Source organism: Shewanella kaireitica (assembly GCF_023284045.1).
GTDB classification, from domain to species: domain Bacteria; phylum Pseudomonadota; class Gammaproteobacteria; order Enterobacterales; family Shewanellaceae; genus Shewanella; species Shewanella kaireitica.
This window is the reverse complement of record NZ_JAKIKQ010000002.1, coordinates 413,382-439,457: the sequence shown is the minus strand read 5'-3', so window position 1 is coordinate 439,457 and position 26,076 is coordinate 413,382. Positions and strand designations below refer to the sequence as shown.

The 26,076-nt window shown below is 42.9% G+C and carries 24 protein-coding genes and 5 tRNA genes; 23 read left to right on the top strand and 6 right to left on the bottom strand.

Going from position 1 to position 26,076, the window contains the following annotated elements; translation table 11 throughout:
• Positions 1–8 precede the first annotated feature (8 nt).
• The gene (locus L2730_RS04480) at positions 9–935 is read right to left on the bottom strand and encodes a D-2-hydroxyacid dehydrogenase (protein ID WP_248973481.1); all 927 of its coding nucleotides are present in this window, start codon (positions 933–935) and stop codon (positions 9–11) included.
• A 48-nt stretch (positions 936–983) separates the two neighbouring features.
• Between L2730_RS04480 and L2730_RS04475 the strand changes: the two genes are divergently transcribed.
• The gene (locus tag L2730_RS04475) at positions 984–1,316 is read left to right on the top strand and encodes a DUF3392 domain-containing protein (RefSeq protein WP_248973480.1); all 333 of its coding nucleotides are present in this window, start codon (positions 984–986) and stop codon (positions 1,314–1,316) included.
• A gap of 91 nt (positions 1,317–1,407) precedes the next feature.
• Here the strand turns inward: L2730_RS04475 and L2730_RS04470 are convergent, their stop codons facing one another.
• The 5 genes from L2730_RS04470 to rsgA all read right to left on the bottom strand — a co-directional run bounded on the left by L2730_RS04470 (position 1,408) and on the right by rsgA (position 8,258).
• Positions 1,408–2,118, bottom strand: a complete 711-nt coding sequence (locus tag L2730_RS04470) for a glycerophosphodiester phosphodiesterase (protein ID WP_248973479.1) — start codon at positions 2,116–2,118, stop codon at positions 1,408–1,410.
• 26 nt (positions 2,119–2,144) lie between these two features.
• Positions 2,145–5,339: a mechanosensitive ion channel domain-containing protein gene (locus tag L2730_RS04465; RefSeq protein WP_248973478.1), complete on the bottom strand. Its 3,195-nt coding sequence runs from the start codon at positions 5,337–5,339 to the stop codon at positions 2,145–2,147.
• Between the two features lie 70 nt (positions 5,340–5,409).
• A complete protein-coding gene (locus L2730_RS04460) occupies positions 5,410–6,294 on the bottom strand; it encodes a DMT family transporter (RefSeq protein ID WP_248973477.1) in 885 nt (294 codons plus the stop codon).
• A gap of 7 nt (positions 6,295–6,301) precedes the next feature.
• Positions 6,302–7,165 carry an archaetidylserine decarboxylase gene (gene asd, locus L2730_RS04455; RefSeq protein ID WP_248973476.1) on the bottom strand — a complete coding sequence of 288 codons (864 nt, stop codon included), beginning with the start codon at positions 7,163–7,165 and terminating at the stop codon, positions 6,302–6,304.
• Positions 7,166–7,190: 25 nt separating this feature from the next.
• On the bottom strand, positions 7,191–8,258 hold the full coding sequence (rsgA, locus tag L2730_RS04450; protein ID WP_220736558.1) for a small ribosomal subunit biogenesis GTPase RsgA: 1,068 nt from the start codon (positions 8,256–8,258) through the stop codon (positions 7,191–7,193).
• A 124-nt stretch (positions 8,259–8,382) separates the two neighbouring features.
• Between rsgA and orn the strand changes: the two genes are divergently transcribed.
• The 22 genes from orn (at position 8,383) to L2730_RS04340 (ending at position 25,976) form a co-directional block, all read left to right on the top strand.
• Positions 8,383–8,928, top strand: coding sequence for an oligoribonuclease (gene orn / locus L2730_RS04445; protein ID WP_020910972.1), 546 nt, complete (start codon positions 8,383–8,385; stop codon positions 8,926–8,928).
• 196 nt (positions 8,929–9,124) lie between these two features.
• Positions 9,125–9,200 (top strand) — tRNA-Gly (locus L2730_RS04440).
• A 48-nt stretch (positions 9,201–9,248) separates the two neighbouring features.
• Positions 9,249–9,324, top strand: a tRNA-Gly gene (locus L2730_RS04435).
• Between the two features lie 14 nt (positions 9,325–9,338).
• Positions 9,339–9,436: transfer RNA gene (locus L2730_RS04430), tRNA-Gly, on the top strand.
• A 20-nt stretch (positions 9,437–9,456) separates the two neighbouring features.
• Positions 9,457–9,532 (top strand) — tRNA-Gly (locus tag L2730_RS04425).
• Between the two features lie 248 nt (positions 9,533–9,780).
• Positions 9,781–9,856, top strand: a tRNA-Gly gene (locus L2730_RS04420).
• 672 nt (positions 9,857–10,528) lie between these two features.
• Entirely contained in the window at positions 10,529–10,984 is a 456-nt protein-coding gene (locus L2730_RS04415) for a hypothetical protein (RefSeq protein ID WP_248973475.1), read from the top strand.
• A 199-nt stretch (positions 10,985–11,183) separates the two neighbouring features.
• Positions 11,184–12,665 carry an NAD(P)H-hydrate dehydratase gene (locus L2730_RS04410; protein WP_248973474.1) on the top strand — a complete coding sequence of 494 codons (1,482 nt, stop codon included), beginning with the start codon at positions 11,184–11,186 and terminating at the stop codon, positions 12,663–12,665.
• 82 nt (positions 12,666–12,747) lie between these two features.
• Positions 12,748–13,224 carry a tRNA (adenosine(37)-N6)-threonylcarbamoyltransferase complex ATPase subunit type 1 TsaE gene (gene tsaE / locus L2730_RS04405; protein ID WP_248973599.1) on the top strand — a complete coding sequence of 159 codons (477 nt, stop codon included), beginning with the start codon at positions 12,748–12,750 and terminating at the stop codon, positions 13,222–13,224.
• A complete protein-coding gene (locus L2730_RS04400; protein ID WP_248973473.1) occupies positions 13,208–14,527 on the top strand; it encodes an N-acetylmuramoyl-L-alanine amidase in 1,320 nt (439 codons plus the stop codon). The genes tsaE and L2730_RS04400 overlap by 17 nt, the downstream gene beginning before the upstream one ends.
• 25 nt (positions 14,528–14,552) lie before the next feature.
• Positions 14,553–16,415 carry a DNA mismatch repair endonuclease MutL gene (gene mutL, locus L2730_RS04395; protein WP_248973472.1) on the top strand — a complete coding sequence of 621 codons (1,863 nt, stop codon included), beginning with the start codon at positions 14,553–14,555 and terminating at the stop codon, positions 16,413–16,415.
• Positions 16,408–17,334, top strand: coding sequence for a tRNA (adenosine(37)-N6)-dimethylallyltransferase MiaA (miaA, locus tag L2730_RS04390; protein WP_248973471.1), 927 nt, complete (start codon positions 16,408–16,410; stop codon positions 17,332–17,334). The genes mutL and miaA overlap by 8 nt, the downstream gene beginning before the upstream one ends.
• A 95-nt stretch (positions 17,335–17,429) precedes the next feature.
• Positions 17,430–17,708, top strand: coding sequence for an RNA chaperone Hfq (gene hfq / locus L2730_RS04385; protein ID WP_202286414.1), 279 nt, complete (start codon positions 17,430–17,432; stop codon positions 17,706–17,708).
• Between the two features lie 20 nt (positions 17,709–17,728).
• Positions 17,729–19,024, top strand: a complete 1,296-nt coding sequence (hflX, locus tag L2730_RS04380) for a ribosome rescue GTPase HflX (protein WP_248973470.1) — start codon at positions 17,729–17,731, stop codon at positions 19,022–19,024.
• 48 nt (positions 19,025–19,072) lie between these two features.
• A complete protein-coding gene (hflK, locus tag L2730_RS04375) occupies positions 19,073–20,212 on the top strand; it encodes an FtsH protease activity modulator HflK (RefSeq protein ID WP_220736550.1) in 1,140 nt (379 codons plus the stop codon).
• A 2-nt stretch (positions 20,213–20,214) separates the two neighbouring features.
• Positions 20,215–21,093: a protease modulator HflC gene (gene hflC, locus L2730_RS04370; protein WP_248973469.1), complete on the top strand. Its 879-nt coding sequence runs from the start codon at positions 20,215–20,217 to the stop codon at positions 21,091–21,093.
• Positions 21,094–21,507: 414 nt separating this feature from the next.
• Positions 21,508–22,098 carry a ubiquinol-cytochrome c reductase iron-sulfur subunit gene (gene petA, locus L2730_RS04365; RefSeq protein ID WP_020910985.1) on the top strand — a complete coding sequence of 197 codons (591 nt, stop codon included), beginning with the start codon at positions 21,508–21,510 and terminating at the stop codon, positions 22,096–22,098.
• Positions 22,098–23,312, top strand: coding sequence for a cytochrome b (locus L2730_RS04360; protein WP_020910986.1), 1,215 nt, complete (start codon positions 22,098–22,100; stop codon positions 23,310–23,312). The genes petA and L2730_RS04360 overlap by 1 nt, the downstream gene beginning before the upstream one ends.
• The gene (locus tag L2730_RS04355; RefSeq protein WP_248973468.1) at positions 23,312–24,007 is read left to right on the top strand and encodes a cytochrome c1; all 696 of its coding nucleotides are present in this window, start codon (positions 23,312–23,314) and stop codon (positions 24,005–24,007) included. Before L2730_RS04360 ends, L2730_RS04355 begins: the two co-directional genes overlap by 1 nt.
• Before the next feature lie 109 nt (positions 24,008–24,116).
• Complete coding sequence (gene sspA, locus L2730_RS04350; protein ID WP_020910988.1) at positions 24,117–24,746, top strand: stringent starvation protein SspA; 630 nt, start codon at positions 24,117–24,119, stop codon at positions 24,744–24,746.
• Positions 24,746–25,201: a ClpXP protease specificity-enhancing factor gene (locus tag L2730_RS04345; RefSeq protein ID WP_248973467.1), complete on the top strand. Its 456-nt coding sequence runs from the start codon at positions 24,746–24,748 to the stop codon at positions 25,199–25,201. The genes sspA and L2730_RS04345 overlap by 1 nt, the downstream gene beginning before the upstream one ends.
• A gap of 202 nt (positions 25,202–25,403) precedes the next feature.
• Positions 25,404–25,976, top strand: a complete 573-nt coding sequence (locus tag L2730_RS04340; protein WP_248973598.1) for an aminodeoxychorismate/anthranilate synthase component II — start codon at positions 25,404–25,406, stop codon at positions 25,974–25,976.
• The last annotated feature ends 100 nt before the right edge of the window (positions 25,977–26,076 follow it).

Here is a 26,076-nt window from a genome sequence, read left to right as displayed (position 1 = left end):
AAGTGGACCTAGTAACCGCGTTCGAAATGAACCCGATGGGCTAGTTCCTCGCCTTTTATCCACTTGTGGTAGTTTTCAGAGAAGATCTCTACCACTTGCTCCGGAAAACTTGGAGCTGCAATATGTGGGGTGATGACAACATTGTCTAGCGACCAAATAGGATGCTCTTCTGGTAATGGCTCTTGATTGAATACATCGAGTATTGCTTGCTGTTGCTGATTTTGAATCAGCTGGATATAGAGCGAATCAAGATCAAGTACGTCGCCTCGACCTAAGTTAAACAACACCACCTCTTTTTTTAGCAGAGATAATGTATGTTGGTTCAGAGCACCGCGTGTTTCTGGTGTGCTCGGCAAGATACTCGCAACCGCATCCGCTCTTGGTAGATGACGAGTCAAGTTGGCTAAGGTGTCGATTTCGTCAAAACCTTTAGTGGGTTTTGCCCCGCGATTAATACCAATGACATGCATGCCAAAGTGTTTGGCAGTTTGGGCTATATGTTTTGCAATAGAGCCGGTACCTAAGAGCAGTAGGTTCTGCCCTTGTAAAGTCTTATAGCTACCAGGTAGCCATACTTTCTGCGCTTGTTGAGTTTTATAACGGCCGTGTTCACGCTGGTAAGCGAGTAGATAGCCAAACAGGTATTCGCTCATTAATGGACCAAAGATCCCTCGTACATTTGTAAGTTCATAGTCTCGTCGCTGCCTAGGTTTAACTAATGCGTCGACGCCCGCAAAAGTCGACTGCATCCATTTTAAATTTGTAGCATGTGGCAGTATTGGGGCGGCAAGACTTGGTTCTGCAAGCCAAATGTCAGCGGCAAATATGTTTTGCGGATTATCATCCAAAATATGCACATTTGGTAGATGGCAAGAAGTCAGAAGCTGACGATATTTTTCATTTTCTCTGGTGAGCAATAGTAACTTGTGTCCCATGCTGACTCCCTTTATCCTAGCTATATGTCATTAAATTAGAGTACGTTTATGTCCAAGTTGATTGAATTTCTGAGCTATTTAGGTTCGTTTATCTACCCCTGGCTAACAGAAGCTTCAACGGCAATCGTTGCTTGTGCACTGGTTGTATTTGGCAGCGATATCAACCGCTTTTTACGACGTTATCTTACCGGGCGTTCTTTCATTATTCGAACGCTGATCTTTGTTATCGTCAACGCATTTGGTTATGGGCTAATTATAGTGAAATTAAGCCCGCTACTAGCGCAATACATGGCACGTGTCCCATCACACTGGTTGTTTCTACTGGTGTTAGCCATTTTCTTTGCTATTGGTAGCTGGGCTCAACGTAATAAACAAGTTTAAGCCGTTAATTTTAGTGTAGATTATATTACTGTGGTTTGAGACATCGATATGTAAAGAATGGTAACGAATACCGATTACATACCGTCAATACTCAGGCGTTTGCTGCATTTATTTGTGTGATTGTAGCAAGCGCTTTATCTGGAAAATTACTGAAGATACCATCGACCCCTCGCTTGGCTAACATCTCAATATCATCAATAAAATCCACCGTATAGACGTACACTTTTGCACCACGTCTATGGGCGTCTTCAATCATCTCTTGGGTGACAAAGCTGAGGCCTAAATGAATCGAGTAAGCATTTAACTTTGTAACAATCTTTGCCAGATCAAAGGGCACTCCTTCAATGAGAGGGGCGACTCTTGCCTGTGGGTATTGCAGCTTGAAAGCATAAAGCTGGCGGTGGTTAAAAGAGGAGATCAGCAACAGATCTGGATCATATATCTGTTCATCGATAAGTTTTGCGTATAGTGCTATAAAAGCAGGCAACACGGATAGCCCTTTAAGCTCGATATTAACTTCTATATTGTGAGGCTTGAGTAGCGCTAAGACATCAATAAGTGTAGGAATTGCTTCACCAGATACCGTTATACTCTGTAAGTATTCTGCGCTGACAGTGTCAATAAGCCCGCAACCAGAACTTGTTGCTTCGAGTCTACGGTCATGGAAAACGTAGAGCTCTCCTTCGACTAAATGAATGTCCAGCTCAACTGCTGTAGCGCCTAACTTAATCGCTTTTTCAAAGGCCTTTAAGGTATTTTCAGGGGCACTACCGCTAGCACCGCGATGAGCAAATACCTTCATTGCTGAGTTTCTCTAATCATAGGGGATTAAGTCCGTATTAAGTTTTGCACATCTTTTGCCTGCCCTGGTGACAAGTGAACCTCTAACTGAGGGTAGGCAAGTTCCAAATTGTTATCTCGTAATTTTTTACTGATCTGTTTATGTAGCTTATGTCTAAGCGGCCAACGTGTGCCCATGTCTTTGGCGTAAGCTCTAACCTCAAAGTCTTGGGTATGCTGACCAAACCCTGCGAACCAGACTTCAGGTTCTGGTGTGAGTAGTGCATCATCACACTCTTGTACTGCTTGATAAAGAGCTGCCTCCACGCGTGCGGGATCGGAATCTCGGGCTACAGAAACATACACGATAACCCGTGTTATCGGATCTGAAAGCGACCAGTTAATCAGTTGCTCAGTAATAAAGGCCTTATTGGGCACAATGATCTCTTTTCGATCCCAGTCGATAATGGTGGTGGCACGGATCTGGATTTTACTGACAGTACCCGTGAGATCTCTTATCGTTACCGTATCACCAATTCGTACAGGTTTTTCGAATAAGATGATGAGACCTGAGATGAAGTTAGCAAAAATTTCTTGCAAGCCAAAACCTAAACCTACTGACAGAGCCGCGACTAACCATTGCAGCTTCGACCACTCCATCCCTAATGTTGAAAATCCACTTAATACACCAAAGAAAATCACTAAATAGCGACAAACTGTGGTCAGTGCAAAACCAGTGCCTTGGCTGAGATCTAATCGTTGAAGAATTGTTAGTTCAATCAAACCTGGTAAGTTGGTGGCAATCATCATCGAAAAGCCCACAATGATAAGCGAGAGTATAAGCGACTTTAAAGTGATGGGTAATTGCTGTTCAATACCATTAATGGTGGTATTGCTAGACCATAAGGTTACTCCATCGAGTAAAGAGAACAATGCTGTATGCGTTTGAGTCCAGAGGCCTACAATACTGGCCAAAAAGGCTAACAGTAAGAGCGAGCGAACCAAACCTAAAGATTGCCCTGAAATCGTTTCTAAATCGACCTCGGGCTCTTCATAGGTATCGAGTTGCTCAGGTGAATTTACTTCCCCTTTTTCACGTTGTGCGAGTACTTCCGCGCGCTTTGTCTTAGCGCGTTCAAAGGCAATTCGACGCCTCTCTATTAACATCCAGCGTTTTATTAATTGATAAAGCAATAAAAAGCCTAGGCCAAAAATCAATGATAGCTGCAACTGCAGGAACATTTGCACGGCTGTGTAGTAGTAACCTAAGAAGGCCAATACAGCACAAGCCAATGGCGTTATTATTAGCATCGCCCACAGTAGTTTTTGGATTAATTTTCTGTTTTTATCGCCATGGTGATGCTTATTCTCTCGGTTGGATATTTCTAAAACATCCTTATAGAACCAAAATAACATTAAACAAAATATGATAAATGCACCACGGCCTAAGCTATTTCTAACGAGTGAGGTATCAATGATTTCGGCAAATGCTGTAATGCCTAAAAATGGGGTTACCATAAAGGTAAGTTGCTTAAACTTCGCTTGCCCGGCACGTACTATGCTTCGCTGGGCTTTGAAATGATTGATTAGCAATCCCTTATCTAAAGCGAGTAAAAACACCAAGCGATATAGTTGATAGAAAATGCCTACAGCCAAAATGCCCATACCGATAGCGGAAACAAAATTTATATTAGATAAATAGAAAATTAACCCTGCGAGAATAATAGGAAGCGGTTTGAGCAGACTGTAGCTCGCAGAGTTTAGTAGCACGTGCCAAGTATAAATAAACTTATCTTGAGTAACGTTCCCTACAAATGGCAGTTCACGTCGCATTGCTGCTTTAAACTTTGGTGTGAGGATATCTTGTGCCACGAGGCTAACGATAAGCAAAATTAGCCACCAAGACCATAAACTGCCTTGTTCAGTGAATGAGTTTTGCAGTTGCTTCCAGGGAGCTTGTTGGATCATCCACTGCACGCTTTGGTGCAGTTCAGTAAGCCAAAGTCCTCCAATTCGATTAGCATTAGGCACCCAAAATAGATGCTCATTTAGCGTGTCTCTTAAAGTGATGTATTGCTGATTAAGTTGCTCGTTACTCACTCTTAAATCAGCTAACTCACTTAAGTATTGATCATAGCTTTGCAGAAGTTGTTGTAGTAGTAATTCTTGTGAAATAAGCAGCTTTGCATGCAGTTGTGTTGGCTTTGGTACACCACTAAGCTGCTGTTCATTGATAATTTGCGATTGCTCTATTTGGTAACGGGCTAATCGTGCGTCTGCAATCTCTGATTGCACTTTATCTTGGCTTGGTGGTTTGGGTAATGCTTGTAGCATCTGCAGAAAACGTTCACCGAATGCTGAGTTGAGCTTGAGCCAACTTATCTGCTGCTGAATATTAGTGAGCTGCTTAGCTTGATCTTGGTATTGCGCCTCAGCATGCTCTTGCTGTGTGAGCGCTTGGCTAATTTTGAGATTAAGTGTTTTTAGTGTTTCGCCATACTGTTGATTTGCTTCATTAAGGGCTTGAGCAATTGGATCTGTAGCGGTTGAATCAGGAACTAAACTTTGGGCTATTGCTGCTTCAGTGCGCATGTGGCGTTGTAATTCTAGCTGTTGGTTGATTCGTTCAATAAACAGTTCTTGCTGTAACAACTGCTCACGCACTAGTTGTAACTGCAGTTGGTTGAGATCAATCTCTTTCTGACTACTGGCTAAGTTTGCTTCAAGGGTGACAACATGCTGCTGGTATAGCTCTCTTTGAGCCAGTAGTATTTCATTCGCTAGAGTCTGCTCATTAGAAATTTTGATTTTTTTGTGCTTTTTGAGTGTTGCTCGTGCACTATTTAAGGTTTTTGGTAAATTATTTAATGCGCTATTTAACTCATTAATTTTATTGCTCAAACTAATTTCAACTTCTTTGAATTCAGATAGTCGCAGGTAGGCCATTGAACCTTGCTGGCTAATATCTTGCTCTGTTGAGAGCGTGACCGCTTTCTTTGCTTCTGTTATTTGCTGCAATAGGTTTGCTTTATGTAATTCAAAATTACTTAGCAGTGTTTTAGCATTCCTTTCGGTAAGTGCTAGCTCTTGAATTTTTGACTGTAGTAAGAGCAACTGTTGTTGCGGAGTCTTAGTTTCACTAGTTGTAGGGTTTATCCCCAACTTTTTTTCAAGAGAAGTAGGTTGGTTTGCATTGGCAGTGGAGCAAAATAGACACAGGAGAACCAATAAAAAACGATGCATGATTAGCAGCTTGCATAAATCGAAAAGGACTAACTTATAGTAGCCAAGTTATCAGAATAAAGAAATCGAACTATGCAGTCTTTTTAACCCGTTGTGACTTGTGACTCTGTTGGGTTTCAAATAATGCTGTAGCAACGACTAGAGTCCCGCCGATAATAGTCTTAATATCGAGATCTTCGCCTAAAAGCAGTAATGCCAAAACGGCACCATAGAAAGGTTGTAAACAAGAGACTAGGCCAACTGTTTTTGCACTGAGTAAGCGCAGCGCAGAAGTGAACAGAGCGTGTGGAGCAGCAGTGAATATAGTGCCAAGTAGTATGATTAACCACCAAACATTAGATTCAATCGTGCTGACTTCGACTGACAACCAAGGTGCAAGAAAAACCACTGCTACAGCGGTTTGGTAAAGCATTGCTTGTTGGCCGCTATATTGAGAAAAATAGCGTTTGTGTAATAAGTTTCTGGTAGTGAAAAGTGCAGCAGAAACAATGCCTATGACTATCCCAAGTGTAACGTCATTGCCAAGGCTTGCTTCAGGAATAAGCAGGCTAACCCCTATCAACACTATAACGCCACTTATAACATCGGCGAGTTGCAGTTTTGATTTTGTCACTAAAGGCTCTGCCAATACGGTCATTACGGGGTAGCTAAAAAACGCAATCATGCCAATGGCAACAGAGGATAGTTGCATAGAGGCAAAATAAGTTACCCAATGTAAACTCACAATCACACCCAGCCCAATGGCAACCCAATAATCTTTAGCTGCTTCAAGGGCTATTTTTTGCTTACTGAGTTTGACTATCAGTGAGAGAACTGCGGCAGCGACTACACAGCGTAAAACGGTGATATCTAAAGCGCTTAAGGGGATGAGCTTAGAAAACAGAGCGGTGCCACCGAATAGCAGTACTGCTAAATGCAGTTCAACCAACCCTGTTTTTTTATCATTGGGATTCAATGTGAACTTAGTCTTCTATTTTTGCAAAAGCTTGACCCATACGGGTGACGCTACATGGTTCGACACCGTCAGCAAACTCATCGAGTGCATCTTTAGCAAACAACATGACTACAGTGCTGCCGAGCTTGAAGCGACCCATCTCAGCACCTTTTTCAAGAGTTAGTGCATCAGGGCCTTCAGTTGGGTAGTCCCAAGTAAACACATCTTTACCGGTTGGCGGAGTGACGGTACCCGCCCATATTGTCTCGATACTCGCAACAATGGTTGCTCCCACAAGCACCATCGCCATAGGGCCAATTTCTGTTTCGAAAATCGCCACTACGCGTTCGTTACGAGCAAATAAGCCAGGTACATTTTGCGCGGTTAACGGATTAACTGAAAATAGTTCACCAGGCACATAAGTCATCTTCGACAAAGTACCTTTGATTGGCATATGAATGCGATGGTAATCTTTAGGGGCTAAGTAGATAGTTGCGAAATCACCCTCTTCAAAACGTTTGGCATCCGCTGCTTGGTTACCCAGCAGTGCTAGTGATGAGTAATCATGACCTTTAGCTTGAAAGATACGACCATCTTCAATAGGCCCTAACTGACTTACCGCACCGTCCACAGGGTGGATGATGTAATCTTTATCTTCACAAAGCGGGCGAATACCAGGTTTTAATGCACGAGTGAAAAACTGATTAAAAGTCGGGTAAGCCTCAGGTGCTGGCTGCGCCGCTTCACTCATGTCTATTTTGTATTGTTTGATAAACCATTTAATTGCTGCCGTGGTGACTGAACCCATTTCTGCTGCTGCTAGCTTTCCCACAAGGCGTGAAACAAGGTGCTTTGGCATAATATACTGCAGCGCAATTTTAACTTTATCCAATTTTAAATTCCTTTCTATTCTAGTTCTATTCGTCTGGACCGGCTCTAAAGTGACGAGCATGTCTTTGCTCGTCCAAACTTGCAATTATTTTGTGGTAATTATGGTATCTATCTTGGCTGATCTCTCCAGCCTCTAATGCTTCTGCTATTGAGCAGCCGGGATCATTTAGGTGCTTGCAGTCTCTAAACTTACAGGTTCCCAAATAATCTCTAAACTCAATAAAGCACTGACCGACTCTTTCTGCTGGCAAGTGCCAAAGTGCAAACTCACGAACACCTGGGGAGTCGATTAAATCACCGCCAGTTGAAATGTGCAGTAGTTTAGCTGTTGTGGTTGTGTGTTGACCAAGACCTGAGTTTTCCGATATATCGCCAGTCAGTAGCTCTGCATCTGGCATCATGGCGTTAATCATAGATGATTTACCCACACCAGATTGACCGACAAATACACTGACTTTACCATCCATTAATTGGTTGATTTGCTCGACGCCTTCGCCAGTTTTACTACTGACTTTATAGACCTCATAGCCAATATCACGATAACGCTGTAGTGCAGCTTCAATCTCAGGTAGCTCCTCGGGCGTGATCAGATCAACTTTGTTGAGCACGATAACTGGGGCAATACCGGTATCTTCAGAAGCAACCAAATAACGGTCGATAATCTGCGTGGTAAAGGCAGGCTTAACGGAAGTGACAATGAGGATCTGATCGATATTGGCGGCAATGATTTTTACGCCGTCGTACAGATCAGGCCTAGATAGAAGCGAGTGCCTTGGATGGACGGCTTCTACAATCCCTTCAATTCGGCTGGCACCTGACTCACTAGTTAGTGCTAAGCGAACAATGACTTTGTCACCGGTAACTAAGCTTTTAATGTTTCTGCGTATATTACAACGCGCAAGGTGTCCTGTTTCGGTCTCAACATCTGCATGCTGCCCAAAACGAGAAATAATGGTACCAAGCTGCTCTGGCCCTAACGAGTTATCCTGTAGTTCAGGCGTATTGTCGCTAGCTTCGCTGCTTTGCAATTTCTTTTTTTGGTTGTTGCGCATTCTGCGTAACTGACCTTGGCTTAATGGTTTCTTTTTGCTCACGTATTACTCACGTAATTTGCCTTCAATGATAAAGGTGATTTTTTGTCGCTTAAAAAAGCAGTATGATACACCGTCTTAAACAAAAAAGCCTGAATTTAGGCTAACAGGGATTACAGGTCGCTTTATGGCTATAGATGAAAACAACCTTATTTGGGTCGATCTTGAGATGACAGGGCTAGAGCCTGCTGTTGATAGGATTATTGAAATTGCGACTATAGTAACCGATAAAGAGTTAAATATTATCGCGCAAGGGCCTGTTATTGCGATTCATCAAACTGATGAACAACTCGCATTAATGGACGATTGGAACCAGAAGCATCATGGTGAATCAGGATTGGTTGAGCGAGTAAAAGCCAGCCAATTTAGCGAAGAAGACGCTATTGCGCAGACGATTGAGTTTTTGTCGCAATATGTTCCAGCGGGTGCTTCACCTATGTGTGGTAACAGCATTGGCCAAGATCGCCGTTTTTTAAATCGCTATATGCCAGCACTTGAAGACTTTTTCCATTATCGAAATATTGATGTCAGTACAGTTAAAGAGCTTGTACGCCGCTGGGAGCCTTCAGCAATGGAAGGCTTTACTAAACAAAATACTCACCAAGCGTTACTCGATATTCAAGAGTCTATCGCTGAATTGCAGTTTTATCGTGCAAAAGTATTTAAAATTTGACCATTCAGTCAGTTTATTTGCAAGAAGGGGTTGCAGAGCAGTGAAATTCTCCTATAATGCGGCCTCAACTTTTCGCTAAGCGGCAAACCTAGCGATTAATAATAAAAGTTGAAATGCGACATTAGCTCAGTCGATAAAGGTGAAAGACGATACCTTCTAATTGACATAGTATGGTTAAAACAGCATTTAAAATATTGCGACATTAGCTCAGTTGGTAGAGCGATACCTTGCCAAGGTATAGGTCATCGGTTCGAACCCGATATGTCGCTCCAAATATTAGCTTATTGGATCACCAAATTCGGTAAGTAGAAAAGTTTAAAGCGACATTAGCTCAGTTGGTAGAGCGATACCTTGCCAAGGTATAGGTCATCGGTTCGAACCCGATATGTCGCTCCAATTTAAAAGATTACGCGACATTAGCTCAGTTGACTCCTTAATAAGAGCAAAAGGGCGATACCTTGCCAAGGTATAAGTCATCGGTTGTTTGTTTCGAAGCCGATATGTCGTTGCAATCAAAGTAAAGGTTATGCGACATTAGCTCAGTTGGTAGAGCGATACCTTGCCAAGGTATAGGTCATCGGTTCGAACCCGATATGTCGCTCCAATTTAAAAGATTACGCGACATTAGCTCAGTTGACTCTTTATAAGAGCAAAAGTGCGATACCTTGCCAAGGTATAAGTCATCGGTTGTTTGTTTTGAAGCCGATATGTCGTTGCAATCAAAGTAAAGGTTATGCGACATTAGCTCAGTTGACTCTTTATAAGAGCAAAAGGGCGATACCTTTCCAAGGTATAAGTCATCGGTTGTTTGTTTTGAAGCCGATATGTCGTTGCAATCAAAGTAAAGGTTATGCGACATTAGCTCAGTTGGTAGAGCGATACCTTGCCAAGGTATAGGTCATCGGTTCGAACCCGATATGTCGCTCCAATCTTTCTCTTACAAAACCTCAAAACCTCAAAACCTCAAAACCTCAAAACCTCAAAACCTCAAAACCTCAAAACCTCAAAACCTCAAAAAACTACAGCAAAATAAATGCATAGCTCAGTTGTGCTTGTAGATAAAGTAGATACCCTCTTTTTGCCAAGGTATAGGTCATCGGTTCGAACCCACTGTAGTTTGAAGCTAAAAGCTCGCTCCAATCTTCCTCCATAAACTCCAATCATCAAAAGCCATAACCTCAAAAACCACGAAAGAAAAAAAATCTGCAGTTCAGCTGTGTATGTAGATGAAGTTGATACCCTCTTTTGCCAAGGAATAGGTCATCGGTTCGAATCCACTGTTGTTTAAGTCAAAAGCTCACTGCTGTCTCAAGTTTCAATGCATTTTCTTTCAAGCTTGCGGTAAAGATGCCTCTATGAGTTATTTCATGCACTAAACTATTTAATGAGATTGAAGTGACTATAATTTGAGAGGAACAAGCTGGGATGAGGTGCGATAGCGTGATCGAGCGCTAGTTTCTTTAATAATCTCTAAAGTAGGCGTGTTTGGAATAGATAAAACATGACAGCCTTCAAATCTTCAGTTTTTTGTTCAGACCATAATAGCATTAGACTAATTTTTAGCTTGTCACCGAAAGTGCGAGCGATAGGAGAGCGGTATATGCGTATTCAACAACTTAGTGAGCTTATAGATTATGTAGCGACTTGTCGCCTTGAGATGGCTCAGCTATATAGTCGTTTGCATACCCAAGCGGATTCTTCACGAGTTAAGTTAATGCTAGAGTATTTTCAGCATCATCAACGCCAAACAGCTGAGAAGCTTGAAAACTATATCGATGAAGCGCCTAAGAAAATACTTGATACCTGGTATAAAGATATCGTTTTTGAAGACTTTGTTTCTCGCTGTCAAAAACAGACTTTACCCGCCAATATGACCGAAGATGATGTTTTGGAGTTACATCTAGAACTTGATAATAAGCTGATAGGCTTAATAGAGAAAACCGCTTTGTCTTCAGCCTGTAGCGAGACCAAAGGCGCGCTTGAAGATTTAGTTAGAGTGGAAAAAATTCAACAACAGCGTCTAGTGCATAGTAGTATTCGTATGGACGATATCTAATTTCATAGCTCGGTTTCGTCTAAGCTAAAGGCACTTAACGGTGCCTTTTTTGATCCTTTGGAAGGCTAATGCATCAGCATACTTGTGTTAGATCAAACTATGGAGATTTAAAGGTCTTATAAGTGAACAATTCATATGAGTTTCAGTCTTATTGACTAATATTCTAAATTAGTTGAAGTTCAGTTCTAGGAAAAGCTTAATGAGCGAAAAGTATTTATCTGCATTATTACCAGTATATTCAGTCGAGCAAGTGAGGCTGGCTGAGATTACTGCTGTCAAAGATAGTGATATAAGCCTTTTTAATCTTGTAGAGCGAGCCGCATCGGCGGCTTTTGAACAACTCCAATCACTTGAGCTTCCTACTCAGTCTGTTTTGATCCTCGCCGGGCATGGTAATAATGGCGCTGATGCTTATACCACTGCGGCAATGTTGATTAAAGCAGGTTGGTCTGTCTGTTTACAGGCCTCACTTGCCCACAGGCCTTCTGAGGAACTATTGCAGGCTATTGTTAAGTTTGAGCAGAGTGGCGGTCACTGCTCTCCTTTCAATATTGACGAAATTAATCATGCGAATGTGATTGTCGATGGCCTACTCGGCACGGGAGTCAACGGAGAGCTAAGTGATGAACTTGTCTCTATTATTAATGCTGTAAATAACAGTGCTGCGTGGGTCTTGTCACTCGATGTTCCATCTGGGATTGAACCTAATACTGGGATGGCGAAACAGGTAGCTATAGAAGCCGATATGACACTGGCTTTTGGCGCGATTAAGCAAGGCTTACTGACCAGCCAGGCGCGACATTTTTGTGGGGCGTTAATCTTAGCTGATATTGGTTTAACCTCTTTCTTACCTAAAAGTGCTCTCAAAAAGTTAGTGAGCAAAGATCTTCCAAAGGTGTTTAAACCAAGAAGAAGAGATTCGCATAAAGGAAAGAGCGGTAAAGTCACTGTTATCGGTGGCGATAAGGGGATGTCTGGGGCGGTGAGATTGGCCTCCGAGGCAAGTTTAAGAAGCGGAGCTGGTTTGGTCACAGTGGTTTCTAGACCTGAGCATCAGTTAGTGATTTGCTCTACCCGACCTGAATTGATGTTCTGGGGTTGTGAGCTAGTGGATATGGAAGTGTACTTAAAGCTAGGCTGGGCTGATGTATTGGTTATTGGCCCTGGACTCGGCACCGCTGACTGGGGTTACAATTTATTGAAAGCTGTTGACCTAGCCGATAAACCCAGTGTGATAGATGCAGATGCGTTAAATTTACTTAGTCAGTTTTCATTAACCAGTAAAAACTGGGTACTAACGCCTCATCCTGGAGAAGCTGCTAGGCTATTAAATGTCAGTATTGCTGAAATCGAGCAAGATAGGTTTAATGCAGTTCGCCAGCTGCATGCTAAATACGGTGGCGTTATTGTATTAAAGGGCGCTGGTACGCTAATTTATGACGGTAAGGAGTGTATCGTTGCACCCGTTGGTAACCCCGGGCTTGCAAGCGGTGGCTGCGGTGATGTTTTATCTGGCATTATCGGGGCCTTGATGGCGCAAGGCTATGACAATATGCAAGCAGCTTGTTTAGCCGTTGTCATACACGGAGATGCTGCAGATCTTGCTGCTAAAGAGGGGGAGAGAGGGATGCTTGCGAGTGATCTTATGCCTTATATTCATCAGTTGGTTAATCAAATCTAGTTTAGAAATTTAGGTGATTAGGTTAAAGTAGCGCATTCTAGGAAACGTGTTATTTAGGGCATCTTTTTAAATCAATATGAATATACAATCAATCAGCTTAGATCTTAAAGACGAGCAGGCGACAGTTAGCTTAGGCAATAAGTTATCAGCCTTGATTACGCCGCCATTAACGCTTTATTTGAGTGGCGATCTAGGGGCTGGGAAGACGACTTTTAGTCGTGGGCTAATCCAAAGCTTAGGTCATGATGGTGCAGTAAAGAGTCCTACTTATACTTTGGTTGAACCCTACGAAATAGCGGGCATTGACGTATTTCACTTTGATCTATACCGCCTCTATGATCCAGAAGAGTTGGAGTTCATGGGGATACGTGATTATTTCACTGAACGTAGTTTGTGTATTGTAGAGTGGCCTGATCGTGGACATGGTCTATTACCGCAGGCTGATATACATATCTACATCAAATATGTTAATACTGGGCGACAAATAGAATTACAGGCTCTCTCTACTAAGGGCGAAGAAATATTGGCGTGTTTAAATAATAATGATAATAAACAATAATATATTTAAGTTAGCTCTACTATTACTTAGCTTATGTACTTCTTTTTTTGCGCAGAGCGCGAACAAACTCGAAGGCGTAAGAGTGTGGGCGGCGCCTGAATCGACACGTATTGTTTTTGATTTGAGCAAATCCCCGAAATACAGCCATTTCACATTAACCAATCCGTATCGCTTAGTTGTTGATTTAAAATCGTCTTCCAATAAAGTCGACTTGGGTAAAATCGCCAATAACAGCAAGTTAGTAAAAAGAATAAGAAAGAGTTCGCCACCAGAGAAAGGCACTCTCAGAATTGTTATTGATTTAACAAAGCCGCTTAAAGCAAATTTGTTTGCATTGCCACCAACGGCACCCTATGGCAATCGCTTGGTTGTTGATCTGGACGGTGGAAGCACTAAGGCTAAAAGCAAGCCGGGTAAGCCCGCTACCGCTTTGCGTGATGTCATCGTCGCTATCGATGCCGGTCATGGTGGGGATGACCCCGGATCGATTGGCCCTTCAGGCATGTACGAAAAGAAAGTGGTGCTGCAGATAGCAAAAAAAGTCGCGGCAAAAATTAATGCCACACCTGGAATGAAGGCGGTAATGACCAGAACAGGTGATTATTTCGTTAATTTGAATCGCCGTTCAGAGATTGCCCGCACCAGTAAAGCGGATCTGTTAATCTCGATTCACGCTGATGCTTTTACCTCTCCTCAACCTCGTGGAGCTTCAGTTTGGGTTTTATCTATGCGTCGAGCTAACAGTGAAATTGGTCGTTGGTTAGAGCAAAAAGAGAAGCATTCGGAGTTGCTGGGTGGCGCTGGTGAAATTATTCAAAATACCGACAATGAACAATATTTGGCGATGACCTTGCTCGATATGTCGATGGACCGTTCGATGGCGATCAGCCATAACATCGCAGGTGATGTGTTATCCAATTTGGGTAAAGTGACAAAGCTACACAAGCATAAGCCAGAGTCCGCCAGCTTTGCTGTGCTAAAGTCGCCTGATATCCCCTCAATATTGGTTGAGACTGGCTTTATCTCCAACCATAAAGAGGAGCGCCTCCTTTCCCAAAGAGAGCATCAAAATAATCTCGCCAAAGCGGTGCATAAGGGCGTGGTTAAGTATTTTGAGGCCAACCCTCCGGTTAACTCTTTACTGGCGAGTAAAAGTAATACTAAGCATAAAGTCCGTAGTGGCGAATCATTGTCGGTTATTGCCCATCGATACCAGATCTCGATTAGTAGCTTGAAAAAAGCTAATAAACTGAAATCTGATTCTTTAAGAATAGGGCAGACGTTAGTGATACCGCGGGCGTAAATATGTTGCAGTTAAAGAGTAAATAATGGCTATAGAAAAATTACCACCTCAACTTGCTAACCAAATAGCGGCAGGTGAAGTTGTTGAGCGGCCAGCTTCTGTTATCAAGGAGCTGGTAGAAAACAGCTTAGATGCTGGTGCAACCCGAGTCGATATAGAAATAGACAAAGGTGGCAGTAAACTGATCCGTATTCGAGATAATGGTTTTGGGATCCCTAAGCAAGATTTAAGCTTAGCTTTATCTCGTCATGCGACTTCGAAGCTTAAATCTTTAGATGATTTAGAAGCCATTATGAGCTTTGGGTTTCGCGGTGAAGCGTTAGCCAGTATCAGCTCAGTTTCGCGCCTAACGTTAACGTCTAGAACAGAAACCCAAGCTGAAGCGTGGCAGGCGAAAGCTGAAGGCACTGAGATGGCGGTGCAAATACTGCCTGCAGCTCATCCAGTTGGAACCACTATCGAAGCTGTTGACCTGTTTTTTAACACTCCCGCGCGCCGTCGTTTTTTAAAAAGTGATAAAACTGAGTTTACTCATATCGATGAGTGGCTAAAGCGAATCGCTTTGGTTAGAAGAGATATTCACTTTACCCTTAAGCATAATGGAAAAAGTGTACGCAATTATCGTCCAGCGATAACTGAAATCCAATATTTGCAGCGTTTGGGGCAAGTTTGCGGTAAAGCATTTGCAGAAACCTGCTTACATATAAACTGTAATCATAATGACCTTACGTTAAGCGGTTATTTACAAGCCCCTGGTGCAGCCAGTGGCTATTGTGAAACACAGTACTTCTATGTCAATGGCCGCTTGGTAAAAGATAGATTAGTAAATCATGCGGTGAGACAAGCATTCTCTGAATATGCAGCAGGCGTATCGCCCGGCTATGTGCTAATGCTCGAGTTAGACCCTCACCAGGTTGACGTCAACGTTCATCCCGCTAAGCATGAAGTGCGTTTTCATCAAAGCCGTTATGTGCATGATTATATCTTGCAAGCTCTGCAATCTGCTATGGCGCAGTCATCTGAACTGGGGCTTGAAGCAGAGGCTGAACCTACAGATGAAAGCGGAGTCACTTTTGAACCTAACAGTACAAGCAGTAATGCTTCCTCTAGCAGTTATAGTGAGCCAGATACAAAGCCTATAGCAGTCAATGAACGCCCTTTGACGACAACAGCAACTAGCTATAATCAAGGGCAGTCTAACTATAGAACACCTTTAAGACCTGCGACTCATAGGGCTGATGTGGAACTGCCCAGCCAAAGTAGCTTAGAAGCTTATGCTAGTTTGCTAAGTAGCAGTAATGCAGAACCCGCAAGCGGGAAAGTGGTCAGTAATCCGCATGCTTCGGCGGTGTCGGACGCTAGCGTGAAGATGCCTGCAATATTGGCTGATAAATATTGGGTTATAGTCGAAGAGGACAGTATCCGCTTGCTGAGTATTGCTGATGTGATTAAAGAAACCGCACGGCAACAGATCCAAGCTAAATTGGCGCAAGGATTAGTGGGTCAACCTTTGCTGATGCCTGTGGCTTTACCTGCCGATAATCTTTGGAATGAAGTTATTGAAACTCGAGAACAATTGCTAAGAAAGTTGGGAATTGAGCTATCTATCCGACTTGGGCAGTTGATTATTAAAAAAGTGCCCCCATATCTGAGAGACAGCCAATTGGCTGTTTTAATCCCAGAGTTATTACAATGGATTCGATTTGAAGAGCCGAGCGATGATGCGTTAGTTCATTGGCTCGCGATACAAGCTTCAAGTCGTTTTACAGCCAGCGCCGAGGCGTGGTTAGCATTTAATGCATTAGATACTAGCGCAAAAAGCGCTCTTTATAAGCAAAGCCAGGAACTTCCTTGGCAGCAATGGATGAAAGAATCTCAGAGTGACTGAACAGAGAAAACATAAAATAATCACCTTAATGGGCCCAACCGCTTCAGGTAAAACTGCGCTGGCTATTGAGTTGGTTAAAAATTATGACTGCGAAATTATTTCCGTGGACTCGGCATTGATCTACCAACAAATGGACGTTGGCAGTGCTAAGCCGGATGCCGCAGAGCTTGCTGTTGCTCCTCATCATCTGATTGATATTATCGACCCAGCAGAAAGCTACTCTGCTGCAGACTTTAGAAAAGACGCATTGCTCAAAATAGAAGATATCATCAGCCGTGGTAAGACCCCGTTACTGGTGGGTGGCACTATGATGTATTTTAAAGCTTTGATAGAAGGCTTATCACCTCTTCCAGGGGCTAATGATGAGATTCGAGCGCAGATAGCGGCTGAAGCACAAGCCGATGGCTGGCAAGCACTGCATGATCAATTAAAAGAGATTGATCCTGTTGCTGCTGAGCGTATTCACCCTAATGATCCGCAACGATTAGCAAGAGCATTAGAGGTTTTTCGGATTAGCGGCAAGTCTTTAACTGAGTTAACGAAAGTAAAGTCGGATGCATTCCCTTATGAAGCGATACAATTTGCGATTGCACCTAACGACAGAAAGGTGTTACATAAAGCAATAGAAACACGTTTTAAGGCTATGTTAGGTCTAGGGTTTGTTGAAGAAGTTAAAAGATTAAAGTCCCGTGATGACTTACATTTGGAACTGCCCTCTATGCGCTGCGTAGGCTATCGACAATGTTGGCAGCATTTAGATGGCGAATATGACTATGAAACTATGGTTGAAAAAGCTATTGTGGCTACTAGGCAGTTAGCAAAACGTCAATTAACATGGTTGCGTGGTTGGCCAGACTTAATTTGGCTTGAAAGCGGTGCTGAAAATAATCTTGATACAGTATTGCGATATAGTCGCTAGCTAATTGGCGATAGCTGTATAATACTAAAACCAAAGAATAAAGTTTTCTAGTATTAGAATTACTATTGATATTACATAAAAAAGGAAATTAGAAAATGGCAAAGGGGCAATCTTTACAAGACCCGTTTTTGAACGCATTGCGTCGTGAACGCGTTCCAGTATCTATTTATCTTGTTAACGGCATTAAGTTACAAGGACAAGTTGAGTCTTTTGATCAGTTTGTAATTTTACTTAAAAACACAGTAAGCCAGATGGTTTACAAACATGCCATTTCTACAGTGGTACCTTCACGCCCATTTAACGTGAGTAACCACCAAGCGACAAATGCACAGGCTGGTTATAACGCGCAGCATGACGAAAGTGATGAGAAGTAATTTTTTGAGGAGATTGCTTTTTGTTTGATCGTTATGAGGCAGGAGAACGTGCGGTACTTGTCCATGTCGATTTCTCCGATGATGACAGCCGAGAGGATTTAGTAGAGCTTAAACTATTAGTTGAGTCTGCTGGGGCACAGTCAATCGGAGTTATTACAGGAAGTCGCCGAGCACCGGACCGAAAGTTTTTTGTCGGTTCAGGTAAGGCGGAAGAGTTGGCGGCGATGGTAGCGGCCACAGATGCTAACGTAGTGATTTTTAATCATGCGTTAAGCCCAGCTCAAGAACGAAATATTGAGCATTTGTGTGAATGTCGAGTACTCGACAGAACAACTCTAATCCTAGATATTTTTGCTCAGAGAGCAAGAACCTATGAAGGCAAGTTACAGGTGGAGCTAGCGCAACTGCGCCACATGTCAACGCGTCTTATCAGAGGTTGGACGCATTTAGAAAGGCAAAAGGGTGGTATTGGTCTTCGTGGACCAGGTGAAACCCAGCTTGAAACTGATAGACGTTTATTGAGAGGGCGAATTCGCACGATTAATAAGCGTTTAGCAAAAGTTGATAAACAGCGTGACCAAAGCCGTCGAGCCAGACAGCGAAGTGATATGTCGACGGTTTCTTTAGTCGGTTACACCAATGCTGGCAAATCGACACTATTTAATGCATTAACAGCGTCAGATGTTTACGCTGCTGATCAACTCTTCGCTACGTTAGATCCGACATTGCGAAAGCTGGAACTGCCAGACGGTCATATTGTTTTGGCGGATACAGTAGGGTTTATTAGGCATTTGCCTCATGACCTAGTTGCTGCATTTAAAGCGACACTGCAGGAAACACGACAAGCAGATTTGTTACTGCATGTTGTCGATAGCGCAGATGAAAATATGGCTGATAATTTTGAGCAGGTACAAAGCGTGCTCAAAGAGATCGATGCCGACGAAATTCCTCAGTTGATTATATGTAATAAAATCGATCTGCTGGATGAGGTGAAACCTCGCATTGATTATGATGATGAAGGTAAGCCAATTAGAGTCTGGGTATCTGCCCAGCAGCAAAAAGGCTTGGAACTAGTTCAAGAAGCGATCAACGATTTAGTTGGTAAAGCTGTCAAAGAACTAGCCTTGCAAATCCCTGCTTCGGCAGGGCACTATCTTGGTCAGTTTTATAAACTGGATGTAATACAGCAGAAAGAGTATGACGATCTGGGGAACTGTATGATCTCTGTACGCTTGTTAGAGGCCGATTGGCGTCGACTGGTAAAGCAGAGCCTTGGTGAAATAGAAACTTTTATCGTCGATGATGTCGCCGTATAAATAGTAATTTTAGTAATCTCGTTTATTTCATACACTATGGAGTACTAAATGGCTTGGAACGAGCCCGGTAACAAGGGTCAAGACCCTTGGGGAAAGAAAGGTGGTAACGATAAGGGACCACCAGATCTAGATGAAGTTTTTCGTAACCTTTCTAAACGCTTTGGCGGTAAAGGCAATGGTTCAGGCAATGGCATAAGTTCAATGAGCTTAGTGATTGTTTTAGCTATTGCTGTTGTTGTTTGGGGGCTATCTGGCTTCTACACAGTGAAAGAAGCTGAGAAAGGTGTTGAGTTGCGTTTTGGTGGCTATATTGGAGAAGTTGATCCAGGCCTTCAATGGAAAGCGACCTTCATTGATGAAGTTACTCCTGTGAACGTGCAAACTGTTCGCTCGATCCCTGCTTCTGGTAGCATGCTAACAGCCGATGAGAACGTAGTTTTAGTGCAACTTGACGTACAGTTTCGAGTTAATAATGCTAAAAACTATCTCTACAGTGTAGTTGATGCAGATGCTAGTTTACGTGAAGCCACTGACAGTGCATTGCGTTATGTGATCGGTCACAACACCATGGACGATATCTTGACTACTGGTCGAGATAAGATCCGTCGTGATACGTGGAACGAAATCGAGCGTATTATCGAACCTTATAAACTAGGTATCGTGATTGTTGACGTTAACTTCTTGCCTGCTCGTCCACCTGAAGAGGTTAAAGATGCCTTTGATGACGCGATCGCCGCTCAAGAAGATGAACAACGCTTTATCCGTGAAGCCGAAGCGTACTCTCGTCAGTTAGAGCCTAAGGTTCGTGGTACTGTACAAAGAATGGATCAACAAGCTAAAGCTTATAAGCAAAGAGTCACGCTTGAAGCGCAAGGTAAAGTTGCCCGTTTTGAACAGTTACTCCCTGAATATCAGGCGGCCCCAGATGTTACTCGTGAGCGTATGTATTTTGATACGATGCAAGAAGTGATGAGTGGGACTAGCAAAGTGCTTATTGATGCTAAAAATAGCGGAAACTTGATGTATTTGCCACTCGATAAGTTGATGCAAAATAGCCAGTCAAATAAGTCTGTTAGCACTAAAAGTAAACCCGCACAGCCTATAATGTCGGTCAACAGCACGACAAATAATAGCAGTATGCCTCTTGATGGTCGTCCATCAAGAGGTGATCGTACGGGGAGGAATTAAGTATGGGTAAATTTACTGCGGTAATAGCAGCTGTACTTGTTGCCATCTGTTTGTCGTCTATTTTGGTGGTTAACGAAGGTGAGCGTGCCATCGTTTCGCGTTTTGGTAAAGTCCTGAAGGATGATGGCATCACTCGCGTATACGAGCCCGGCCTGAACATTAAGATCCCTATGCTTGATAAGGTTAAATTTCTGGACTCTCGTGTACAGACGCTCGATGGCGCAGCAGATCGCTTTGTAACTTCAGAGAAGAAAGATCTTATGGTCGATTCTTATGTGAAGTGGCGCATCTTGGATTTTGAACGTTACTACTTGTCAACCAATGGTGGTATTAAGGCCAACGCTGAAACCTTGCTACAACGCAAGATCAACAATGACCTTCGTACTGAGTTTGGTCGCCGTACGATTAAAGAGATCGTTTCGGGAAGTCGTGATGAGCTACAATCAGATGCACTGAAAAATGCTTCTGAAAGTGCAGAAGATCTAGGTATCGAAGTTGTTGACGTTCGTGTTAAGCAAATTAACTTGCCAGCAAACGTCAGCACTAGTATTTACCAACGTATGCGTGCTGAGCGTCAAGCTGTTGCAAAAGAGCATCGCGCTCAAGGGCAAGAGCAGGCTGAAATCATTCGTGCTAAGACTGATGCAAGTGTGACGATTCAAACGGCAGAAGCTGAGCGTTTAGCGCTGACTACTCGCGGTGAAGGTGATGCGCAGGCGGCTAAAATTTATGCTGACGCGTATACTAAAGACCCTGAGTTTTTCAGTTTTATGCGTAGCTTAGATGCTTATAAATCAAGTTTTGACGGCGATCGCGATGTCATGGTTCTTGAGCCAGACAGTGAATTCTTTAGATATATGAAGAGCTCTACAGGTAAATAACCTTATCGCTTGATCGGAAAAGGCCTAACAACTGTTAGGCCTTTTTTATGTGCGAAAGATTTAATTTTAGGCCTGAATTTTATTCCTACCTATTCAGTCAACTATTCTGCTGTATCGACAATAACCTCACTTTAGAATGTATAAGTGGCTAATTTAGAACAAGATAATTAAAATGTATTTTCATGTTCTTTTAAGTTAATTTGCATAAAATGTTAGCCGAGATGCTTTCTTTTTGCGCAGAATGGCCACTAAAAGCAACATAGTTAACTTTGTTGTGTGTTTTAACTATGATCTGGTTCTAATTTTTGGCTATAATGAGCCCCGCCTCAAATTTAGATTTTTAATCTCTGGCTTAAGTCAGAATTTAAGAAACTTAATAAAACAAAAATTCCAACACTCTCTGGAGACAAGTGGATGAGCAATGCGCCAGTCGATACCGGACGTCGCAGATTTCTGACCGCAGCAACCGCCGTAGTAGGTGGTGCTGGTGCCGCTGCTGTAGCGGTTCCGTTTATAAAGTCATGGAATCCGAGTGCCAAAGCGAAAGCAGCAGGTGCGCCGGTTGAAGTAAACATAAGTAAAGTCGAGCCAGGTCAACTTATTCGAGTTGAATGGCGTGGTAAACCTGTATGGGTTGTTCGTCGTACACAGGAGATCTTAGATGGTCTGCCTACTATTGACGCTCAGCTTCGCGATCCAGACTCTGTTGAACCACAGCAGCCTGTATACGCACAAAACCCAGGGCGTTCAATTAAGGCCGAATATTTCATAGCCGTTGGCTTGTGTACTCACCTAGGTTGTTCTCCAACTTACTTACCAGACACGTTTGGTGAGCAAGTCGAGGGTGTTGCTTCAGGATTCTTCTGTCCTTGTCACGGTTCTAAGTTTGATATGGCTGGTCGCGTATTCCAAGGTGTACCTGCGCCATTGAACCTAGTTATCCCTCCACATCAGTATATTGATGATGGCACCGTGATTATCGGTGTTGATAAAGGAGCTGCGTAATGGTTAAGAATATCATTGATTGGATTGATGCTCGTATCCCGATGACCGCGACGTATAATCGTCACGTCGGTCAATATGCGACACCAACCAACTTTAACTTTTGGTACTTTTTTGGCTCATTAGCCATGCTAGTACTTGTTAACCAATTACTTACCGGTATTTGGTTAACAATGAACTACGTACCAACGGCTGAAGGTGCGTTCGCTTCTATTGAATACATTATGCGTGATGTTGAGTACGGTTGGTTGCTGCGATATATGCACTCCACTGGTGCTTCGGCCTTCTTTGTGGTGATCTATCTGCATATGTTCCGTGGTCTTATTTACGGTTCGTATCAGAAGCCTAGAGAACTACTATGGCTATTCGGTATGCTTATCTTCCTCGTGTTGATGGCTGAAGCGTTTATGGGTTACTTGCTACCTTGGGGACAGATGTCTTACTGGGGTGCACAAGTAATTATCTCATTGTTCGGCGCTATCCCCGTTATTGGTGATGACCTAACATTGTGGATCCGTGGTGACTTTGTCGTCTCCGGCGCAACCCTGAACCGTTTCTTCGCATTGCATGTTATTGCGCTACCGTTAGTACTTGTTGTGTTGGTGTTCTTACACCTTATTGCACTGCATGAAGTGGGCTCTAATAACCCAGACGGTATCGAGATTAAAAAGAACAAAGATGAGAATGGCTGGCCAAAAGATGGTATCCCATTCCACCCTTACTACACAGTTAAAGATATCATGGGCGTTGCTGGTTTCTTGATTGTCTTCTGTTATGTATTGTTCTTTATGCCAGAAGGTGGTGGTTACTTCCTTGAGAAGCCAAACTTTGAAGCGGCTAACCCAATGAAGACGCCTGAACATATTGCGCCAGTTTGGTACTTCACACCTTTCTATGCAATTTTGCGTGCGATTCCAGATAAGTTAATGGGTGTTATCGGCATGGGCTTAGCCATTGCTGTACTGTTTATCTTACCTTGGTTAGATCGTTGTAGTGTTAAGTCAATTCGCTACCGCAGCATGGCTCACAAGCTGAATATTAGTCAGTTTGCTGTTTCATTCGTGGTACTTGGTTACTTAGGTGCAGTTCCTGCTACACCTGCACTCACTATTGCGGCACGTATCTTTACAGTGACTTATTTTGGCTTCTTCTTACTACTATGGATTTACAGTAAGAATGAGAAGACTAAGCCTGTTCCAGAGAGGTTGACACACTAATGAAAAAATTATTGATTGCATTAGTCGCCTTGGTTCCAACATTGGCAATCGCTGCTGGGAGCACTGCTCACCTAGAGAAAGCTAATATAGATCTTAATGACCAAGAGTCGCTGCAGCGTGGTTTGGATCACTTCCAAAATAACTGTGCCGGTTGTCATAGCACTCAATATCAGCGTTATGAACGTGTAGCGACTGATTTGGGAATTTCGCTAGATGACATGCGGGCTAAATATATCCATGATGACGCCAAAATTGGTGAATTGATGGAAAATGCGATACCAGAAGCTGATGCGGCTAAGTGGTTTGGTGCTACACCACCAGATTTAACTTTGGTTGCACGTGTCCGCGGTGAAGATTGGATTTACTCATACCTTAAAGGTTTTTATAAAGATGAAAGCCGTCCATTTGGTGTGAATAATACGGTTTTCCCATCTGTGGGTATGCCTCATGTACTTGAAGAGCTACAAGGCCTATCGGTTAAACAGGAAGATGGCACTTTAGTTGCGACTGGCGGTACACTATCTGCTGAAGAGTATGACCAATACGTCCGTGATCTTACTGGCTACTTGGTTTACGCTGGCGACCCAGTAAAACTTGAGCGTGAAAGCTTAGGTTGGTGGGTGATGGGCTTCCTATTTATTTTCTTTATTGTGGCCTACCTCTTAAAGAAAGAATACTGGAAAGATGTACACTAAGCCCTATTAAAGGGTAGAATGTATTATCCGCATATTGTAAACGGGGAGCTTTGCTCCTCGTTTGCTTTTGCATTTTTGCTTTTTGAATTGTGAATCCCGGAGGGTATCAATGGCTGTTGCTGCCAACAAACGCTCAATCATGACCCTGTATTCAGGCGCAGATGACCTTTACAGTCATCAGGTACGTATCGTTCTTGCTGAAAAAGGCGTAACGGTTGACGTATTGCAGGTTGATCCAGATGAGATCCCTGAAGACTTGATCGAGCTAAACCCGTACAACACTGTACCTACATTGGTTGACAGAGAATTAGTACTGTATAACTCTCGCATTATTATGGAATATTTAGATGAGCGTTTTCCTCATCCTCCACTAATGCCTGTTTATCCGGTTTCACGTGGCCAAACTCGTCTTTGGATGCACCGCATTGAAGAAGATTGGTATGAACTTGTAGAGCGCATTAGAAAAGGCGATCGCGCCGAAGCGGCTCGTAAAGAGTTGACTGAAAGCTTAACGGCTATCGCACCTATCTTCGGTGAAGTGCCTTACTTTATGAGTGAAGAGTTCGGTTTAGCTGATTGCTACTTAGGCCCGTTATTATGGCGTCTACCAGTATTGGGTATCGAACTCGATAACCGTGCTGCAAAAGATATTAAAGCATATATGACTCGTTTGTTTGACCGCGAATCATTTAAAGCTTCTTTGACAGAGACTGAGCGCGAAATGCGCATGGGTATCTAATGAAAGAGTTAACCCCGAATCGTCCATACTTGTTGCGGGCTTATTATGACTGGTTGATGGATAACCAGTTAACGCCCCATGTTGTTGTTGATGCTTATGTGCCAGGCACCCAAGTTCCACAGCAGTATGTTAAAGATGGTCAGATTGTGCTGAATATTACCGAAAGTGCTGTAGGCGGACTACAGATCACTAACGAATTTATTGAGTTCAGTGCACGTTTTGGCGGTGTACCTCAGCAGGTGTTGTTGCCTATGGCTGCAATTGTCGCTATCTATGCCAGAGAAAATGGCGCAGGTACTGTCTTTGATGTCGAAGAAGCGTACCAATTAGAAGAAACTGAAGAAGCGGGTCTTTCTGTAGTAGAAGAGCCCGTTGCTGAGGTTAGTGAGCCTGAAGAGGTCAAAGAAGAGGTTAAGGAGCCTAAACGCCGAGGTCATTTGACCTTAGTAAAATAGGTTGTAACCAAACAGAAAGGCCAGTCATTTGACTGGCTTTTTTATTGGAAAAATTTACTGAAAAGCTAGAGTGCGGTGAAGATGTGTTAACTCTGTGGTAGCATCTGCGCCCAACTACACTATTACTCAGTGGCATCAAAGGCGAGCTTTTTGGCCTTTGACATTAAATGGCGCTAAAGAAGAACAGGCTTACGGCACAGCTATGATCTTAATGATCGATAATTATGACTCTTTTACTTATAACTTAGTGCAATATTTTCAGCAATTGCAGCAAAGTGTAGTGGTTAAGCGAAACGATGAGCTTACCCTCGTAGATATAGAGTCTATCAACCCCACTCATATAGTGATCTCTCCTGGCCCATGTACGCCTAATGAAGCTGGACTCTCTCTTGCTATCATCAAGCACTTCGCTGGAAAGCTGCCTATTTTAGGTGTTTGTTTAGGCCACCAAGCTATCGCACAGGTTTTTGGCTCTGAAGTGATAAAAGCTAAAAGAGTGATGCATGGTAAAACCAGTAAAATAGCCCATAACGGAGAAGGCCTTTTTGACGGGCTTAATAACCCATTAACCGTTACCCGTTATCACTCTTTATTGATTGATGAAATTCCTGCAGGCTTTAGTTTGGATGCTTGGTATGACGATCCAATTCATGGCCGTGAGATAATGGCGATGAGTTGTGCCGCTAGTAAAATTTACTCTGTGCAGTTCCACCCAGAATCTATTTTGACTGAGCAAGGCCATAACTTGTTAGCCAATTTTATAGATATCACCTAATAGCAATCAATATGTGAATTTGGTCTACTGTGAGAGTTTTTGACAAATTAATTTAAGGCGGGTAAATGGCCTAATGGTGATACCGTTATACGTATACTCA